Genomic DNA, 18,401 nt, shown 5'->3' with positions numbered 1-18,401 from the left:
TCCGGTAGCCCTGGACCGTGAGATACGCACAGGGCGGCGGGTTGACCGACGCCGGGAGGGCCGCGAGGGAGCGGGTCCGGCTGCAGGCCGTGGAACGCTTTGAGGGCGGGCAGAAGAATCAGGAGATCGCTACCGCGTTGCGGGTCAGCGAGCGGTCCGTGGAGCGGTGGCGGCGCCAGTGGCGCGAGCGCGGCGAGGCCGGGGTGCGGTCGAAGGGATCGCCGGGGCGTCCGAGGCTCAGTGAAGTGCAGATCGCCAGGCTGGAACGGGAGTTGGAGCGCGGTCCGTTGGTCCATGGGTGGGTCGACCAGCGCTGGACACTGGCACGGATCAAGACGCTGATCGGTCGCTTGTTCCACGTGAGCTACACGGTGGAGGGCACGTGGCGGCTGCTGAAGCGGCACGGCTGGTCCTGGCAACAGCCGGCCCGGCGGGCGATCGAGCGCGACGACGAGGCGGTCGAGGTCTGGAAGAAGGAGACGTGGCCGTTGGTAAGAGCACCGCGGCGGCGTGCGACGGCTGGATCGTCTTCGAGGACGAAGCCGGGCAGTCGTTGACGCCGCCGCGCGCGAGAAGCTGGGGACGCAAGGGCAGTACGCCGGTGATCCGGGTGCGTGGCCGAGGCTCGGGCCGGGTGTCCTTCGCCGGCCTGACCTGCTACAAACCGGGGAAGCGGTCCCGGATGTTCTACTCGGTCCGCGAGTATCGGGGCCGCAAGGGCGAGCCGAAGGGGATCGGCTGGCGCGACCTGCGCGACCTGCTGGTCAGGGCGCACATCCAGCTCGGCGGCCCGATCGTGCTGGTCTGGGACAACCTCCGCATGCACCTGGTCGAGCCACTGCGCGAGTTCTTCGCCGCCCATGCCGATTGGATCACCGTCTTCCAACTTCCGAACTACTCACCCGACTTGAACCCACAGGGGGGCATCTGGTCGCTGGTCAAGCGCGACATCGGCAACCTCGCCGCAGCCAACCTCGGTCAGATCACCCGGGCCGTGAAGCGCAGGCTCAAGCAGATCCAGTACCGCCCGGACCTGGTCGACGGCTGCCTGGCCGGCACCGGCCTGATCATGGACGGCTGACCGACATCACGCATTCAAGTTCAGTAGCGGCTGTGGTGGCATTCGTCAGGTCGATCCAGGCTGACGGGGTGTCGTGGAACAGGCGCCCGTGGTTGCGCAGCCGACCCCGGCCGAGATCATGCGGATCACCGAGAGCGCCCTGCGGGCACTCGACCCCGCGCTGCGCATCGCCGTCGAGAAGGAGATGGCGGCGATGGACGACGGCAGGATGTCGATCACCACGCCGCAGCGTGGCCGCGAACTGATCGACGAGCTGGGCCGAGTCGGACGGCGTCACCCGTGCCGGCGATACATCGGCACTGGACTCGCCCGTCGTTCTGGTGACGGCCGCCCAGGCCAAGGGACTTGACTGCCCGCCTGGCGGCAGAGGTTCCACAAAACTCGGCGCGACTCATAAAATGATCACCGGCTTACTCACCCCTCGGGAGTTGACCACGGCTCAGCACTCGCCGGGTCGGCCCGCAGATCACCAGCCCAGGAGTCGCGCCCATGACCACACCTGAAGCCGCCACGGAACGGGAGACGTTCGAGGCCTTCCTCTCTTCCCTCGGAGCCGACGGACGTGCGGCTGGACCCGAGTGGCTCAGGGGCGTGGGGGAAGCGCTTTTCGAGGCGATGGAGGCCGACGCGGCGAGGGACTGGGCGCGTCGGGTGCACCTTGAGCTGGTGCGGCTGGACGGGGAGGTGCCGTTCGGCGTCGTCCACGACTGGCACCACCGCAGCGTGCAGCCGGTCCTGGTCGAGGCGAGCGAGCGGCGCGGTGGGGTCGCCGCTCGGCATCAGGCCGTGGCGGACCTGCACGAGCGGGCGTCGAACGGCGAGTGGATCGGCGAGACGGCCTGGGCCGCCGAGCTCCGGCCCGCGCTGCGGGAGCTGTACGGGTACGCCTACGCCTATGCCGACGCCTACGCCGCGGCCGCCTCGGCGGCGGGCGCGTACGCGTTGGCGAACGGCTACGGCGAGGCCGAGGCCGCCGCGTACGGTGCGAGCTACGCCGAGCTGAACACCGAGGCCAACGCGCGGGCCCACGCCGACGCGAACGCCCTCGCCAACGCCCCGGCCGTGGCAGGCGCGTTGGCGGCCACGGACCCGGCGGCCTACGCCGCCACGTACCCGGCCGCGCGGGTCCGGGCCGTCGTCCGGGCCCACGCGGAGCAGGACCGGACGAGGACGAGGGACGTCGGCGCGCGGCTGGCCGACGGCCTCGCCGACAGTCTGGCCCGGGTCGCGGCGGCCTGACGGTGAGCGGCGGACCGAACTCCGCGGGCCGCCTCAGCCCATCAGCGGGCCGCCGTTGATCGCCACGCGCTGCCCGTAGCGCGTGAGGGGGTGGTAGTCGTACGTCGCGTGGTGCTGGACGCAGCGGTTGTCCCAGAAGACCAGCGTGTTGGGGGTCCAGCGGACGCGGCAGTGCAGCAGGGGGCGCTCGGATATGACCTTGAAGAGCATGTCGAGCAGCGCCCGGCTCTCCTCGGCGGACAGCTGCGGGATGCGCCCGGTGTAGGCCCGGTTGACGTAGAGGATCTTGCGGCCGGTCTCCGGGTGGCGCACCACCAGCGGGTGTTCGCTCTTCGGGATGACGTAGTCGGCCGGCGGGGTGTAGCCCTGGAAGGCGATCCGGCCGTCGTGCACGGCGGTCAGACCGTCCAGCAGCTCCCGCATGGTCGGGGACAGCATCTCGTAGGCCAGGTGCATGTTGGCGAACAGGGTGTCGCCGCCGCTGCCGCCCTCCGGGATGCGGGTGATGTAGAGCATCGACCCGAGGGAGGGTTCGGCGTCGGCGGTGCCGTCGGCGTGCCAGCCGTTGCCGGCCACGTTCTCGGCCTCCGGTGTGGTGCTGATCTCCAGGATGTACGGATCGGCTTCCACCGGAGGCGGGTTGACGGGGCGGAGCTCGCCGAAGTGGGCGGCGAGGCGCTTGTGGTCCTCGGCCGTGATGATCTGGTCGCGCAGGACCAGCACGTGGTGGTCGAGGAAGGCGGACTTGAGCTCCGCCAGCTGCTCCTCCGGCAGTTCCTGTGAGAGGTCGATGCCGGTCACCTCGGCGCCGATGACCGGGGTGAGGGACTTCACCTCGATGGTCCGGTACTTCCGCGCGGGCCTCGTGGTGAGCTGCTTGACGGCGTCGAGTTCGTACTGCTCCATGGGGGACTCCTGAGTGGGGTGTGGGGGATTCGGGTCGGGGATGGAAGAACTACAGGCCGCGCTCCTGCAGTTCGGCCAGGATCAGACGGCCGAAGGCGAGATTGCCGTGGATCGCGTCGTCGGGTTCGCACAACTCGGGCCGCTGGAAGCCGTGTTCGTCGGTCGTCCGGGCCCGCAGGTCGATCATCTCGACGCCGAGGCCGGTCAGCGCCTCCCGGACGACGTCCTGTGCCGCCATGAAGACCAGGGGGTCGGCGTGCGCCGGTACACGTTGCGGTGGCATCACGGCCAGCACCCGCAGGCCCAGGCTGAGTGCGTGGCTGTAGAAGGCCAGCGCGGCGCGGACCGAGGCGCGGACGATGTCGGCGAACAGCGCGCTGGACAGGAAGCCGGGCATCAGACCGTGCGGGCCCCGGTAGAGCTGCCAGTTGTCGGCGGTGGCGACGAAGTGGACGCTGAGCCCGAGGGTCGAGACCACCGGTACCGCGACCGCTTCGAGACCGGCCACCTGCAACCTGGACAGGAAGCCGCGGTAGTGCTGCTCGGCCTCGGGCGTGCGGAACACGAGGTCCGCGTCGCGCGGTTCGAAGAAGTCGGCGATGAACTCCCGTCCGGCACCGAGCGGTCCGCCCTCGAAGGGCAGGCCGGCCGCGCGAGCGGCCCGCCCGATCGGGCCGGCGTGCGAGTCGCCGAGCAGCAGGAACCTAGCGGGGGCGGTAGTAGTCGAGGACGGCGTCTTCACAGGGGTCTCCTCCCGGTCCTGCAGTGGGGGTCAGGGACGGCCGAGGTGCAGGGCCGGGCGCGCCGAACGCGGCCAGGAAGTGGCGCAGGACGAAGGCGACGCCCTCGGGCGTGACGGTCCGCAGATTCGGCTCGTACCAGGCGCCCTTGAAGGGGGCTCCGGTGACGAGCTCGTACGACGGGAAGTAGTCGACGTGGGCGTGGTCCCGAGCCAGCTGCCCGGCGACCGCACGCAGGACGGACTTGGAGTAACTGTTGGCGCTCAGCACGTGCTCGCCCGTCGCGGTCGCGGTGAGCGGGACCGGCGAGACAGTGAGGAGGATCCGCAGGTCCGGATTGGCCGAGCGGGCAACGGCGATGGCCCCGAGCAGGTCGCGGTGCACCTCGTCGAAGGTGGCGTGGTGGAGGACGTGCCGATCGGCGTCGAAGGTGCCGCGTACGGTACCGGGGCAGACCGGGTAGGTGGTGCCGTCGGCGCGGTCCCGCCACGCCTCGGTCAGACCGAGGGTGAAGACCAGGCAGCTCGCCGTGGTGATGCCACGGCGGATCGCGGCGAGGGTCGCCTCCCGGGCGTCCAGCATCTCCTCGGCGGACGCGTAGCCGTCCGGTTCGACGGCCGGGCGGTAGGGGTCGTAGTGCCGACCGTCCTCCGTCCACGCCGTGCGGGGTGCGGCGGTGTGGCCGAAGGCCCAGGACAGCCACTGGTGCAGGACGGCGGGGGTGTAGATGTTGCCGGTGCGGAACGAGAACAGGCCGTAGCGTCGGTTCCTCCGCTGCTCCCCGGTCAGCCCGGGAGGGGCCGGCTCGGCGTCGTACCAGTTCATGCCGCGTTCCAGCAGGGCGCGGCCGATGTGGGCGGCGAAGCAGGAGCCGGCGGTCAGGACGGGATCGTCCTGGCCGAGTGCGAACTTCGGTGTCCAGAGGCCGTCGATGGCGAGCAGGTCGGGCTCGGCCACGGCCGGGCGCCAGAAGGAGCGAACCGGCAGTGCCTGGTAGGGGTTTGCTGGGCTCACGGCAGTGCGTCTCCGATGGTGGGGCGGCCGGTGACGGCCGGGCAGGTGCGGACGGTGGGCCGAGGCGTCATGAGGGCTCGGGCACCTCGTCCAGAGCCGCGTTGATCGCGGCCGCCACCGCGTGCACGTACGGCGGCCGGACGACGCCGTAGTGGGTGGTGGCGAGCCGGTGCCGGCTGCTCGGCGCCGGGAAGTGCTCCTCCCACAGCGCCAGTTGCTCGTCCGGCGTGCCCTGGTGGGGAAGTCCCTCCACCGGTTGTTCCGCCAGCCACAATTGGCCTGGCGTGGCAGACAGTTGCGGTAGCTCGTGGTCGGCCATGCTCGCCAGGTTGGCTCGGCAGCACTGGGTGAGCCGTCCGGCGTACGCCTTCGCTTCGTCGGTGAACGTGGCGCCACTGTCGCCGAGTTCATGGGCGAACACCGCTTCTAGCTGCGTCTCGTCGTAGCCCTGGAACAGCGGGCCGGAGCCGGGCGCGGGTGGGTCGAGCAGGTAGAGCCCCTGCGCCGGCCGGCCGGCGGCCTCCGCCTCGGCCGCCATGCCCATCGCCGCCCAGGCGCCGAAGGACCAGCCCGCCAGGTACAGGCGCCGCGTGCCGTCGGCGAGGTGTCCGTGCAGCGCGGCGTGGTAGTGGCGGGCGCGTTCGGCCAGCGGCCACGCGGGCGGTGCGGGTCGGTGCGGGCCGGTCCGGCGCAGGGCGGGGTCGGCGATGAGGCAGACGGTCAGCCGCCGGTCGATCGCGGACACCAGGGGCCGGTAGGCCTGGATGTCGCCACCGACCGGGTGCACCAGGCACAGCACGTCGCGCCCGGTACCTTCCTGCCAGATCTCCACCGTCACGTCGTCCGCCTCGCCCGCCCCGCGCGGGGCGGCCTCATCGAGCCTGGTCAGGATCTCGTTGACGGAGACCTGGTGGCTCAGCCGGGACAGTTCGAGTTCGACGCCGAAGTGCTGTTTGACCGAGCCGATCAGGTCGAGCATGGTCAGCGAGTCGGCGCCCAGGTCGTACAGGGCTTCATCCGGGTCTATGTGCTCGACGCCCAGCCACTCGCGGAGCCGGTCGGTGAGGAGGTCGGCGGGGGAGAGGGCTTCCTCGGCCGTCGTGGCGGACAGGGCGGTCGGAGCCGGGGCGGGGGCGCTGTAGAACACCCGAGACTTCTCGATGTCCGTGGTGGAGACCAGGAGTTGCGGTAGCTGGAGAGCCACGGCGCGGGCGAACACCCGCTTCCCCTCGTCGGCCGTCAGGCCGGTCGCCAGATGGGCTTGGTGCCGGGCGTCCGTGGCGGGCGCGCGCAGTGCCATACCCGTCTCCCGCCACACGTCCCAGGCGATGCCGAGCCGCGCGGTGGCCTGCGGACCCGTCCCGGTGCCGCCGGGCCGGTGGTGGGCGAAGCCGTCGAGCAGGCCGTTGGCAGCGGCGTAGTCGAGCTGGCCGACCCCGCCCAGCAGGGCTGACATGGAGGAGCAGTAGACCGCGAGAGCCGGTGCGTACTGCTCGATCAGCCGCTCGACCAGCAGCGCGCCGTTGAGCTTGGCTGCCTGGCTGGTCGCTGCAGCGTCGCGTCGGACGATGAGGCCGCCGGTGCCGACACCGGCGGCGTGGACCACACTATCGAGCCGCGCGGTACGGCCGCCCACGCGCCGCAGGACTTCCTCCACCCCGGCTTCCTGGGCGAGATCCCCCTCGATCAGGTCCACCCGGTCGGCCCAGCAGGCCAGTTGGGCCGGCAGCTGCGGCCGTCTGGCCAGCAGCAGGACCCGACCCCCAGTCTGTTCCAGCAGCCAGGCCGCCACGCTCGAGCCGATACCGCCAGTACCGCCCAGCACCAGGTGGACGCCGTCCCCCTGGGGGATCGCCGGAGCGACCGCCTCGGCCACGGCTACCGGGGAGGTGACCTGCTGCCACCAGTAGCCCTGCCGTAGGGCCAGCTGCCTGGTGCGCCCGATGCCGTCCCCGGTGAGCAGGGCGGTCAGCGTCGCCGCCCAGTCGGCCAGGGCGGCGCTGGGCAGATCCACCCAGCGACCGTCCACGGGAGTCTCCTGCGGAGCGACCTCGTTGATTCCGGCGAGCAGGCCCGACTCCGGCCGCTCGACGGCGCCTTCGACGGGCCTGGCTCCGTACGAAAGCCACCACAGCCGCACTGGGGGTGATCCCGGCATCCCGGCCAGCGCCTGGACGAGGGCGGCAGGAGCGTCGACGCACGCCCAGCGGGCCTGCCTCACGGAGCGCGGGCCGACCGGGCCCGCGACGCCCAGGGGCAGCGCGTGCAGCCAGTCGACACCCTGCTGTCCCGCCTGTGCGGTCACCACGTCGAGCAGTCGGCGCAGCGAAGCGGGGTCGGTCGCATCGACCTCGAAGACGTCCTCCCCGTGCCGGGCGAAGGCGTCGGTCGCGCTCACCCGGACGACCCGGGCGTAGGCTGCCTCGAACACCCGGATCGCCGCAGCGGGTGCCGGGCCGTCCGTGACCACTACCAGTACGGCGGACCTGCGAGGGCCGCCTGTGGTGGTCGCGCGGCGCAGCCGTACCCAGTGAGGCTGGCTCAGCCAGTCGGTTTCCGCGAGCCGCTGTGGACCTTCGGGCCCAGGGTGGGGCGCCGTAGCTGTGGCGCGCTCGAAGTCGTACGCCGCCAGCCCGAAGGCGGGTGGCGGGAAGTCCCACGGTGCCTGTGCCGGACCCTGCGGCCAGTCGATCTCACACCCGTCCACCCAGGCGTCGGCCAACTCGCCCGCCGTACGGCCCGCAGTCGGCACGGACGCCACGTCCGCTCCCACCGGCGCGACCGGTACGGCAGTGCGCAACCACTCCACCGCAGCGGACGCGTCGGGACAGACTGCTGCCAGCCGCCACTGCCGGGCCGGCCGGCCGGCCTGCAAGTGCCGCAGCACCTCGCCGTAGGCCTCGGGGCGGACGGCCAGGTAGTCGGCGATGCGGGCGGCGTCGGTACGCAGGGCAGCCGCACTGCTGCTGGACAGCACGAGGCAGCCGTCCGGGGCGGGCGCCGCGGCGCCGGACGCCGGGACCGTCGGCGCGGGCGCCTCCAGCACCACGTGGGCGTTGGTGCCGCCGATGCCGAAGCTGCTGACGGCTGCCACCCGGGGACGGTCGGTCGGCCAACTGTGGCCGGTCGTGGGGATGTAGAAGGGAGTCGGGTCGGCGGCTATGTGCGGGTTGAGGGCGTGGAAGTCGACGTTGGGCGGGATGAGGTCGTGGTGGACGCTCAGGGTGGCGCGGATCAGGCCGACGACACCGGCGGCGGCACCCAGGTGGCCGATCTGGCTCTTGACCGACGTCAGCGCGCAGCGGCCGGAATCGGCGACGCCGAACGCCTGTCGCAGGGCGTCGACCTCGACCGGGTCGCCCAGGCGGGTGCCGGTGCCGTGGGCCTCGACGTAGGCGAGGTCCGCGCCGGTGCGACCGCTGCGGCGCAGGGCGGCGCGGATCACCTCACGTTGGCCGGCGAGTGAGGGTGCGCTGTAACTGAGCTTGCCGGAACCGTCGTTGTTCAGCGCGGAGCCCGTGATCACCGCGTAGACGGTGTCGCCGTCGCGCCGGGCGAGCCGCAGCGGTTTGAGCACCACCACGCCGACGCCGCTGGCACCGATCGTGCCGCTCGCGTCGTCGCTGAAGGGCCGGCAGTGGCCGTCCACGGAGAAGATGTGCTGGGGCTGGTAGCGGTAGCCGCCGGTCAGGGCCGGGTCGACGAGCACACCGCCGGCGAGCATGACCTCGGCGTCGCCCTGGCGGAGCAAGCCCGCGGCGAGATGGACGGCGACCAGCGAACTCGCGCAGGCCGCCTGGGCGGTGAAGGCCGGGCCGGTCAGCCCGAGATGGTAGGCGGCTTTGGTCGCGAGGAAGTCCTTCTCGTGGTGCAGGGCCATCCGGAAGCCGTCGGGCAGCCACCCGGGGTCGGCCTCCCGCAGCATGGCCTGGAAGTACGTGTTCTCGCCCGCCCCGGCGATCAGGCCGACTCGCGGACCGGACGACGGATCGCGGATTCCGGCATGGGCCAGCGCCTGTGTACAGGCCATCAGCAGGTGGCGCTGCTGAGGGTCCATCAGTCGGGCGTCGTAGCGGCTGATGCCGAAGTGGTCCGGGTCGAAGTCCAGCGGTCCGTCCAGCTGACTGCGCGCCCCGACCAGGCCGTCCGCCGCGTCGAAGTGCTCGATGCCCCGGCCGGCGGCGGTCACCATCTCCCAGAAGGCGGCCAGGTCCGGGGCGCCGGGGAGCCGTACGGCCATGCCGATGATCGCGATCGGTTCGTCACCCGCCACGGCCTCGGTCCGGGCACCCGTCGTGCCGACGGTGCTACCGGTCGAACCTCCGGGTCCGTCGAGGAACCGGGCCAGCCGTCGTACGGTGACGTGCTCGAACAGCTCGGCGACCGTGAAGCGCAGACCCAACTCCGTTGTACAGTAGAGGTGGTAGCGCATAAGCGTCAGGCTGGACGCACCCGCGTCGAAGAAGGAACGGTCGGGGCCGATGGCCGCGCCGGTCACCGCCTCGAACGCCTCGGCCAGCCGGGCTTCGTGCTCCGACAGCACGGGCGCGCCACCCGTACGTCCGTGCAGCTCCTCACCGGGGGAGCGCAGGGCTCCCGCGCGGTCGAGTTTGCCGCTGGGGGTGCGGGGCAGGGTCTCCAGACGCCGGAAGCGGTCGATCCGTACGTAGGCGGGCAGCAACGCGGCCAGGTGGGCGGTGAGTTCCCCGGCCGTGGGTGTCCGTCCGCGACCTTGGAAGCAGGCCACCAGCAGCTTGCCGTCGCGCGCCACCACGGCGTTGACGATCTCCGGGTGCCGCAGCAGGGCCACCTCGATCGAGCCCAACTCCAGCCGGTGACCGCTCAGTTTGATCTGCTGGTCGTCGCGGCCCAGGTAGTGCAGCAGGCCCTGCCGGTCGAAGCGGGCCCGGTCGCCACTGCGGTAGAACAGCCCCAGGCCCGGCAGTTCGACGAAACGCCCGTCGCCCGGTCCGTCCTCGCCGAGGTAGCAGCGCTCGGCCATCGTGCCACCGATGAGCAGGTCGCCGGGGCAGCCGGCCGGGACGGCCTGGTCGGCCTCGTCCACCACCCGCAGCACGGCGCCGGCCACGGGTCGGCCGATGGCGGGGCGATCCGGCCAGTGAGCGGGGTCGCCTTCGAGGCACAGGCTGCTCACCACGTGCGTCTCGGTCGGGCCGTAGTGGTTGAAGAGACGGGCACCCGGCAGGCCTGCGAACCAGCGTCGAATGGCCTCGGTGCAGACCAACTGCTCTCCTGCAGTGACCACTTCACGCAGCCGAGCGGGGTAACGACCGAGGTGGACGGCGTGCTCGGCGAGGAGTTGCAGGGCCACGTAGGGCATGAAGACACGCTCCACCCCCGCCGACTCCAGCTGCGCCAACAGGGCCGGCCCGTCCTGCCGCCAGCCGGGCCGCACCAGGTGCAGGCGGCCGCCTCCGCAGAGCGTGCCGAAGATCTCCTGGAAGGAGACGTCGAAGGAGAGCGCGGAGAACTGCTGGGTCACGGCGGGCGCCCCCAGGCCGCCCGCCTCAGCCTGCCACTGGAGCAGGTTGCACAGGGTCCGGTCCGACACCTGGACGCCCTTGGGAGTCCCGGTGGAGCCCGACGTGAAGAGGGTGTAGAGCGGCCGGATGCCGTCGTGCGGAGGAAGAGCGGGCGCGGGAGTGCCTACGGGGGCCAGCGTGACGGCGTGTCGCGTCACGCCGCCCGGGTCGACGGCGTCGAACGCCGCCTCACCGCCCGGCGGCAGCAGAACGCACAGCGGCTCCGCCTGTTCTAGGATCAGCCGCAGCAGGTGCGGCGGGTAGGACGGGTCGAGCGGCACGATCGTCAGGTTGAGCCGGGCCAGCGCCAGCAGTGCCACCACGTGCTCGACGCAGGGGTCGAAGTACAACGCGACGCGGCACGGGAGGTCGGCCTCGTCCGGCGCCGGGCACGCCGACCGCAGTTCGACGGCGAGCGCGGCCGCGTGGGCGTCGAGTTCGGCGTAACTCAGCGTGCGGAGACCGTCGTCCAGGGCGGTCGCGTCCGGGGTCCGGGCGACCTGCCGGGCGAAGCCGTCGGCCACGGTCGTGTACGTCATCTCCGCCGTCGGGCCGTCGCCGTGCTGCGGCAGACTGTTGCGGTAGGGAGCCGCCAACTCGGCCACGGTGGCGGGCTCGTCGGCGGCGAGCAGGTCCAGGCCGCGCCGGAACAGCCCGGCCATCGCCTCGACCTGGGCGGCGTCGAAGTGGTCGGCGGCGTACTCCCACACGCAGTCCAGGTCACCGGCGTGCTCAACCACGAACAGGGTCATGGGGCACTTGGCCTCGGCCGGCGCCCACCACAGCGGGCGGGCGGCGCAGGATGGCAGGGCCAGTGCCCCGAAGTCGGTGTTCTCCTGGACGAAGAGGACGTCGAACGGCGACTCCCCCGCCGCTGGGCCCAGGTCGGCCAGCACGTCGGACAGCGTGACGTCCTGCCGGTCCAGCACCTCGCGCACCCCGGCGCCCAGGCGTCGCAGTTGGTTGCGCAGCTCCTCACCGGGCGTGAGGGACAGCGGCAGCAGCACGGTGTTCGCGAACATGCCGACGCCCGCCTCGAACTCCTGCACCGGCCGGTTGGCCACCGGAGTGGCCACCCGCAGCCTGGTCCGGCCGGTCACGGCGTACAGGCTCCAGGCGAAGACGCCCAGCAGCAACTGGAAGCGGGTCAGGCCCAGTTCGCTGCAGAGCCGGTCGACGTAGGCGCGGCGCACGACGTCCAGCGTGGTGTGCAGCAGCCGCCCCTCGGAGAACGGGCGGGCGTGGCTCGGCTGCAGCGGCTCGGCGACGTCGTCCAACCCGGCGTAGTGGGCCAGCAGTTCGGCGCGCTGCGCGCGGTATCCCGGGTGGTCGGACCACTCGGCCTGCCAGTGTGCGAAGTCCAGCGGCGTGAGCGCGGGCGTGGGCTGCGCCCGGGGCGGTCCGTTCCCGCCGCTCAGGGCGGGCTCGTACCCGGCCGACAGGTCGCGGAAGAGCACGTTGAGCGACCAGCCGTCGACGGCGATGTGGTGCAGGTGGAGCAGCAGGACGCCGCCCCCGTCCTGCGGCAGCCAGCAGGCGCGCAGCATCCGGGGCCGCGCCAGGTCGAAGGCAGGCGCGAAGAACGCCTCGGCGAAAGCCCGTTGGCCGTTCTCGTCGTCGGGCGTGCCGGTGTCGGGATCGGTCCAGGGGTCGTACGGCTCGCCCACCACCTGGCGCAGGCCCTCGGGCGTCGCCTCGAACCCGGTACGCAGCGCCGGGTGTTGGTTCACCAGGCGTCGCAGCGACCGTCGGAGAGCCGCCGCGTCGACCGGACCGTTGATCCGCACGGCGGTGGTCACGTCGTAGGCGCGGGAGCCTGGTGAGCGCTGCTGGAAGAGCCACAGCCGCTGCTGCTCGCTGGTCGCCGGGGCGGTGCGGGCCTCGGTGGGCCCGGTCGGCACGGGATAGTGCGCCTGTCCGGAGGCGCGGGCGGTGGCGATGGCCTTGGCGAGCGAGGCGAAGTCCCCTCGTAGGACGGTGGACTGTGGCAGGTCGCAGTCCCAGCGGCGCCTGACCTCGAAGCGCAGCCGCAGCGCCTTCAGCGAGTCGCCGCCGACGCTGGTCCAGCCGTCGTCGAGCCGGGGGTCGGGTATGCCCAGGACCTCCGCCACCAGCTCCAGCACCTCACGCTGCCAGGCGGTCGCGACGGTGCCCCGTCCGTTCGTCCGTCGCCAGGCCCGGTCGTCGCGGTCCAGCAGCGCGGCCTGGTCGACCTTGCCGTTGGCGTTCAGCGGCAGCGCGTCGAGCAGATAGAGGTGGTGGGGCCGCATGTAGGCGGGCAGCCCGCTCGCCAGGTGGCGGTCGAACTCCTCGAAGGTCAGCTCGCCGTCGAGCACGAGGTAGGCGAGCAGCTCGTTCGGGCCGTACTCGCCGTCGCGGCGGGTGCAGACGTACGCCTGCCGCACGGCCGGGTGCTTGACGATCTGCCGTTCCAGCTCGCCGGGTTCGATCCGGAAGCCGCGGACCTTCACCTGGCGGTCGGCGCGTCCGACGTACTCCACGACGCCGTCGGGGTCGGCACGGACCAGGTCGCCCGTCCGGTAGTGGAGGTCACGGCCGTCGTCGTACCAGGGCAGCCGGACGAAACGCCGTCCGGTCTCCGCGGGCAGGTTGCGGTAGCCGGCCGCCAGACCGGCTCCGGCCAGGTGGAGTTCGGCGACCTCGCCGGGTGCGGCCTCCCGGTCGGTACCCGGCACGACGAGGACCGCCCGCGTGTCGGGCAGCGGGCGCCCGATCGGGACGACGTCCGCTCCGAAGTCCCGGGGGATGGGGTGGTAGAGCGCGAACGTGGTGGTCTCGGTCGGGCCGTAGACGTTGTGCAAGCGGGTGGGGCTGTCCGCGTTGTGACGGTACCAGCGGCGTATCAGGCGGGCGTTGAGCTGCTCGCCGCCCACCAGCACCTGCCCCACGCCGGCGAAACAGCCGGGGACGGCGTCCACCACGGCGTTGAAGAGTGCCACGGTGACGAAGAGGGTGTCGATCCGTTCGCGCAGCAGTGCGGCCGCCAGCCGGTGCGGGGTCTGGACGTCCGCGTCGTCCATGATCACGCAGCAGCCACCGGTCAGCAGCGGCGCCCACACCTCGAAGTTCAGCGCGTCGAACGCGGGGTTGGACATGCAGGCGTAGCGCGCACCCTGCTCCAGCTCGATGTACCCCGGGCGGGCCAGGCGCAGCACGCCGCTCTCCGTCACCTCCACTCCCTTGGGGAGGCCGGTGGTTCCGGAGGTGTAGAAGAGGAAGGAGACTGGCGCTCCGGTGAACATGGGTTCCGGCGCGGGGTGTCGGCCGGGCGAGAGGGCGAGCAGGGCGGCTGCCGGGAGGGGGCGTACGCCCTCCGGCAGGTCCTCGGGCGCTGCCTCCGCGTGGATCAGTGCCACGGCGGCGGAGTCGGTCAGGATGTGACGACGGCGCTCCGGCGGGCTCTGCGCGTCGAGCGGCACGACCTTGGCGCCGACGCGGAGGACGCCGAGCATGGCGCAGACCAGCTGCCAGGAGCGGGGGAGGTGGACCGCCACCGCCTGGCCGGGCTGGACTCCGCTGCGGCGCAGCCCGTCGGCCACCGCCGTTCCGGCCTCGTCCAGGGCGGCGTAGTCGAGCCGCTGGTCGCCGTCGATCAGCGCGAGCGCGCCGGGGGTCTGCAGCGCCCATGCGTGCACGCCTTGGGCGAGGCCGGTGACGGGCGGTGCGGTGACGGGTTCGGCAGTGCTTCGCATCACGCCTCCCGCACGGCGTGCAGGTCGCCGGTCGAGGACACCGACGGCAGGGGGGAGGCCGGGTCCGGCACCCGTGGCAGTTCCGCCGCGATCAGCTCCGCGATCCGCGGCACCGCGTCGCTCTCCAGCATGTCCCAGTGGCTGCAGCCCACCGGCTCCACCACCAGGCCGTCGCCGGCGCGCCGTTGCCAGAACGCGCGGGCGTCGCGCTCTGCCGCCTCGTCCCCCCCTCCCTCGGAGGCCTGGACGAACACCAGCCGGGCCGGTGACGGCGGCACGAGGTAGTCGCGGGCGGACATCCGGTTGTGGTTGTAGATCCGGAAGTACCGGTCGATCTGGTCGTCCTCGATGCCCGGGTACATCCCGTTGAACCTGACCAGCTTCTCGCGGAAGTCCGCCGCCTCGACGGGCTCGATCGCGGCCCGCTCCTGCGGGTCGTCGGTGCCACGGGTATCGAGCAGGACCACGCTGAACCGGGGGTGCCCGGCCTCGGCCAGCAGCCGGCCCATCTCGTGGGCGACCAGTCCGCCGTAGGAGAGCCCGCAGAGCACCAGCGACTCGTCCGCGCGCGGCCCGACCAGCTCCAGGTAGTGCCGCGCCATGGCCTCGACGGTGGGCAGCGGCGTTTCGCCGGGGTCCAGGCCGGGTGACTGGATGCCGTACACGCCGATCTCCTCCGGCAGCGCGGCGGCAAGCGAGAGGTAGCAGAAGGCGGTGCCGCCGGCTGGGTGGACGCAGACCACCCGGCGGCGTCCGTCGCCCGCACGGAACTCGATCAGGCTGCCGCTCCGCTGCCGGGCCGCGCCGGTGCGCAGGCGCTTGGCCAGCGTCTCGATTGTCGGGTGCGCGATGACGTCACGGATGGGCAGGCTGTCGCCGAACTCCTCGCGGACGGCGGCCGCCACCTTGATGGCGGAGATCGAAGTGCCGCCGATCTCGAAGAAGTTGTCGGTGATGCCGATCGCGGGGTGCAGCAGCACGCGCTTCCAGATGCGGTAGAGGGCCATCTCGACGTGGTCGCGCGGGGTGGCCGTGTTGACCTGCCGAGGGACGGCCGCCCGGGCCTGCCGCAGTAGTTCGGCGCGGTCCAGCTTGCCGCTGCGGCCCCGCGGCAGCGCGGGCAGTTCGACGAAGAGCGCGGGAATCATGTAGTCCGGCAGCCGCTCGGACAGCGCGGCGCGCCACTCGTGCGGTTGCCTCGGCTCGGCACCGCCCCGGCCGATGGTGGCCACCAGGCGCAGTTCGCCGGCCTCGTCGCGGTCGGCGAGGACGGCCGCGTCGCGCACACCGGACACGGCCAGCAGTGCCGCCTCCACCTCGCGGGGCTCGATCCGGAAGCCGCGCAGTTTGACCTGATCGTCACGGCGGCCCAGGAACTCGGCGTTGCCGTCGGGGAGTCGGCGGGCGAGGTCGCCGGTGCGGTAGATACGCTCACCCGGTACGAAGGGGTCGGGGAGGAACCGTTCGTCCGTCAGGTCCGGCCGGTTCAGGTAGCCCGCGGCGAGTCCGGCGCCACCGGTCCAGACCTCTCCCGTGACCCCGGCGGGCACTGGCTGGAGCCGTTCGTCGAGCAGGTACAGGCGGGTGTTGCCCAGCGGCCGGCCGATCGGGCAAGGTCGGTCGAGGGGCTGCGGGTCGGTGTAGAAGGTGCAGTAGAGCGTGCTCTCGGTGGGGCCGTAGCCGTAGCAGATCCGCAAGCCGGGCAGCACCTGCGTCATGCGGTGGAGCGCGATCTCGGGGAGGGACTCCACGCCGGTCAGCAGCTGGCGCAGGGCGAGACCCGCCAGGCGCTCCTCGGGTGCCTCGTCGATCCACCGGATGTAGGCCGGAGGCAGGAACGCCTGCACGATGCGGTGCCGGCGCATCCACTCCATCAGCGCCTCGGGGTCGGCGCGCAGGTCGTCGGGGACGACGTGCAGCACGGCACCCGTGGTGAGCGGCAGTAGGATCTCGTGGATCGTCGCGTCGAAGCCGATGCTGGACCACGCCGAAGTCGCCTCACCGGGTGTCGCGCCGAACCGGGCGAGCCAGGTGTCGAAGAGGTTGAGCACACTGCCGTGCGTCACCGCGACGCCCTTGGGGCGGCCGGTGGAGCCCGAGGTGTAAAGCACGTAGGCCAGGTGCGACGGGCCGACCGCGATCGCTGGGGCGTCGTCACGTACACCCTCCGCCTCGACCGTGCGCAGGTCCTGCCAGCCGTCCTTGGAGGTCGCGGTGCTCAGTACCAGGGCCGGCGCGGCGTCCGCCACCATGGCGGTCAGCCGCTCGGTGGGCTGGCCGGGATCGAGCGGGAGGAAGGCGGCACCCGCCTTGACGATGCCGAGGACACCCACGACCAGTTCCGTGGACCGTCCGGCGTGCAGGCCGACCACCTGGTCGGGTCCGATCCCGCGCGCGATCAGCGCGTGCGCCAGCCGGTTGGCGCGCCGCTCCAGTGTGGCGTAGTCGGTTCGCTCACCGGCACAGACGAGCGCCGGTCCGTCCGGGCGGGCCCGCGCCTGCGCTTCGAAGCGTTCGATCAGGCTGCCCAGCCCGGAGGGCGGTACGGCTTCGGCGCCCTGGGTGGCGTCCCAGTCCGTGAGCAGCCGGTGCCGCTCGTCCGCGTCCATCAGCGCGAGCTCCGCGACCTGCACGTCGGGCTCGTCCACCATCTGGGCCAGCACTCGTCGCAGGTAGCCCGCATAGCGTTCGGCGCTGTCATGGTCGAACAGGGCGGTGGCGTAGTCGAGATGGCCTACCAGACGGCCGTTCTCCTCGGCCAGCGAGAGGGCGAGGTCGAACTTGGCGGCGGCGAAGGGGATTTCGAGGGGCTCCGCCTCGACGTCCGGCAGGTCCAACAGGCCGCTGCGCGACGGCTGCCAGGCGAACATCGTCTGGAACAGCGGCGAATGGGCGTTGCTGCGCGGCGGGTTGACCAACTCCACGACACGCTCGAACGGCAGGTCCTGGTGGTCCAACGCCCCACGGACGGCGGTGCGTGTCCGACCCAGCGCGGTGGAGACCGTCGGTGCACCGGACAGGTCGACCCGCACGGCCAGGGAGTTGACGAAGAAACCGATGAGTCCGGCGAGATCACGGCTGCGGCGGTTCGCCGTCGGTACGCCGACCACGATGTCGGTCTCTCCGGCCAGCCGCGACAGCACGAGGGACCAGCCCGTCAGCGCGGCGACGAAGAGGGTGCCGCCGTGCCGCCGCGCGAGCGTCCGCAGGCCGGCCGTCAGCTTCTCGTCCAGGGTGATCGTCACCCGGCCGCCGTGATAGTTCTGCTCGGGCGGGCGAGGCCGGTCGGTCGGCAGTTCGAGCAAGGGCGGGGCACCGGCCAGGTTCTGCTGCCAGTACGCGGCCTGGGAGGTCTGCTCCTCGCTGTCCATCCACTCGCGCTGGCGGCGAGCGTAGTCGGCGTACTGGAGGGGCAACGGTGGCAACGGGTCGTCGTCGCCGCGGAGGAACGCCGAGTAGAGCACGGTGAGTTCGCGCATCATGACGTCCATGGACGATCCGTCGAACACGGTGTGATGCATCGTGAGCAGCAACGCGTGATGGTCCGCGGCCAAGGTGACCAGGCGGCCACGGGCCAGCGGGCCGCTGCCCTGATCGAAGGGTGCGGTGGCTTCCGCACGTTGCAGGGCGGCCAGCCGCGCTTCGGGATCGGGGACACCGGTCAGATCGTCCGTCAGGAGCGGGTACCCGATACCCGGCCGATCGATCCACTGGTGCACGTCGCCGCCCGTGGGGACCAGGCGGGTCCGCAGCACCTCGTGCCGAACGACGATCGTGTCCAGCGCCCGGGCCAGCACCCCATGGTCCAGCGGCCCGCGCAGCCGGTGGACGACCGACTCGTTGTAGGCCTCGCCGGCGCTGGTCAGCTGAGCCAACGTCCAGAGCCGTTGCTGCGCGAAGGAGAGCGGCTGCGGTTCGTCCCGGCGGGCCGCCGCCGATTCGTCTGAGTCGTGCCGTGACCCGTCGCGGTGGCTGCTGGTGGTCGAAGGGGAGGTGCGTATCGTCGGCAAAGCCAGCTCTTTCCTCTGATTGGAGGACAGTTGGGGAGGCGTGAGAAAACAACTCACTGGCCCGGCGGCGGGCGCGAGGGGATGAATGACTATTCGACGGGTGCGCCGCTCGGACTGCGGACACCTGGTGTGCCTATCAGCGGTGCGCCCACAAT

Annotated in this window: 9 protein-coding genes; 4 read left to right on the top strand and 5 right to left on the bottom strand. The window is 72.0% G+C overall.

Annotated features, from left to right (window positions below):
- Window positions 1–17 precede the first annotated feature (17 nt).
- The 4 genes from OG286_RS05830 to OG286_RS05815 all read left to right on the top strand — a co-directional run bounded on the left by OG286_RS05830 (window position 18) and on the right by OG286_RS05815 (window position 2,320).
- Window positions 18–557, top strand: a complete 540-nt coding sequence (locus OG286_RS05830) for a winged helix-turn-helix domain-containing protein (protein WP_405358639.1) — start codon at window positions 18–20, stop codon at window positions 555–557.
- The gene (locus OG286_RS05825; RefSeq protein WP_405364814.1) at window positions 482–1,081 is read left to right on the top strand and encodes a transposase; all 600 of its coding nucleotides are present in this window, start codon (window positions 482–484) and stop codon (window positions 1,079–1,081) included. Before OG286_RS05830 ends, OG286_RS05825 begins: the two co-directional genes overlap by 76 nt.
- 88 nt (window positions 1,082–1,169) lie before the next feature.
- On the top strand, window positions 1,170–1,430 hold the full coding sequence (locus OG286_RS05820) for a hypothetical protein (protein WP_396323033.1): 261 nt from the start codon (window positions 1,170–1,172) through the stop codon (window positions 1,428–1,430).
- 140 nt (window positions 1,431–1,570) lie between these two features.
- A complete protein-coding gene (locus OG286_RS05815; protein ID WP_405362845.1) occupies window positions 1,571–2,320 on the top strand; it encodes a SpcZ in 750 nt (249 codons plus the stop codon).
- Between the two features lie 33 nt (window positions 2,321–2,353).
- Here OG286_RS05815 and OG286_RS05810 read toward each other — a convergent pair whose 3' ends face one another.
- The 5 genes from OG286_RS05810 to OG286_RS05790 form a co-directional block, all read right to left on the bottom strand.
- Window positions 2,354–3,226, bottom strand: coding sequence for a TauD/TfdA dioxygenase family protein (locus tag OG286_RS05810; RefSeq protein ID WP_396323031.1), 873 nt, complete (start codon window positions 3,224–3,226; stop codon window positions 2,354–2,356).
- A gap of 49 nt (window positions 3,227–3,275) precedes the next feature.
- The gene (locus OG286_RS05805) at window positions 3,276–3,968 is read right to left on the bottom strand and encodes a hypothetical protein (RefSeq protein ID WP_405362847.1); all 693 of its coding nucleotides are present in this window, start codon (window positions 3,966–3,968) and stop codon (window positions 3,276–3,278) included.
- On the bottom strand, window positions 3,931–4,980 hold the full coding sequence (locus OG286_RS05800) for a GSCFA domain-containing protein (RefSeq protein ID WP_396323029.1): 1,050 nt from the start codon (window positions 4,978–4,980) through the stop codon (window positions 3,931–3,933). Before OG286_RS05800 ends, OG286_RS05805 begins: the two co-directional genes overlap by 38 nt.
- 67 nt (window positions 4,981–5,047) lie before the next feature.
- A complete protein-coding gene (locus tag OG286_RS05795) occupies window positions 5,048–14,236 on the bottom strand; it encodes an amino acid adenylation domain-containing protein (RefSeq protein WP_405364812.1) in 9,189 nt (3,062 codons plus the stop codon).
- Window positions 14,236–18,246, bottom strand: a complete 4,011-nt coding sequence (locus OG286_RS05790; RefSeq protein ID WP_405364810.1) for a non-ribosomal peptide synthetase — start codon at window positions 18,244–18,246, stop codon at window positions 14,236–14,238. The genes OG286_RS05795 and OG286_RS05790 overlap by 1 nt, the downstream gene beginning before the upstream one ends.
- Between the last annotated feature and the right edge of the window lie 155 nt (window positions 18,247–18,401).

The organism is Kitasatospora sp. NBC_00039 (assembly GCF_045160625.1).
GTDB lineage: Bacteria > Actinomycetota > Actinomycetes > Streptomycetales > Streptomycetaceae > Kitasatospora.
This window is presented reverse-complemented; position numbering and strand designations above follow the sequence as displayed.

Bases quoted from the DNA above. Each gene is read 5' to 3' on its own strand.
- OG286_RS05795 (WP_405364812.1), bottom strand. From the start codon at position 14,236: ATGCGAAGCACTGCCGAACCCGTCACCGCACCGCCCGTCACCGGCCTC.
- OG286_RS05810 (WP_396323031.1), bottom strand. From the start codon at position 3,226: ATGGAGCAGTACGAACTCGACGCCGTCAAGCAGCTCACCACGAGGCCC.
- OG286_RS05815 (WP_405362845.1), top strand. From the start codon at position 1,571: ATGACCACACCTGAAGCCGCCACGGAACGGGAGACGTTCGAGGCCTTC.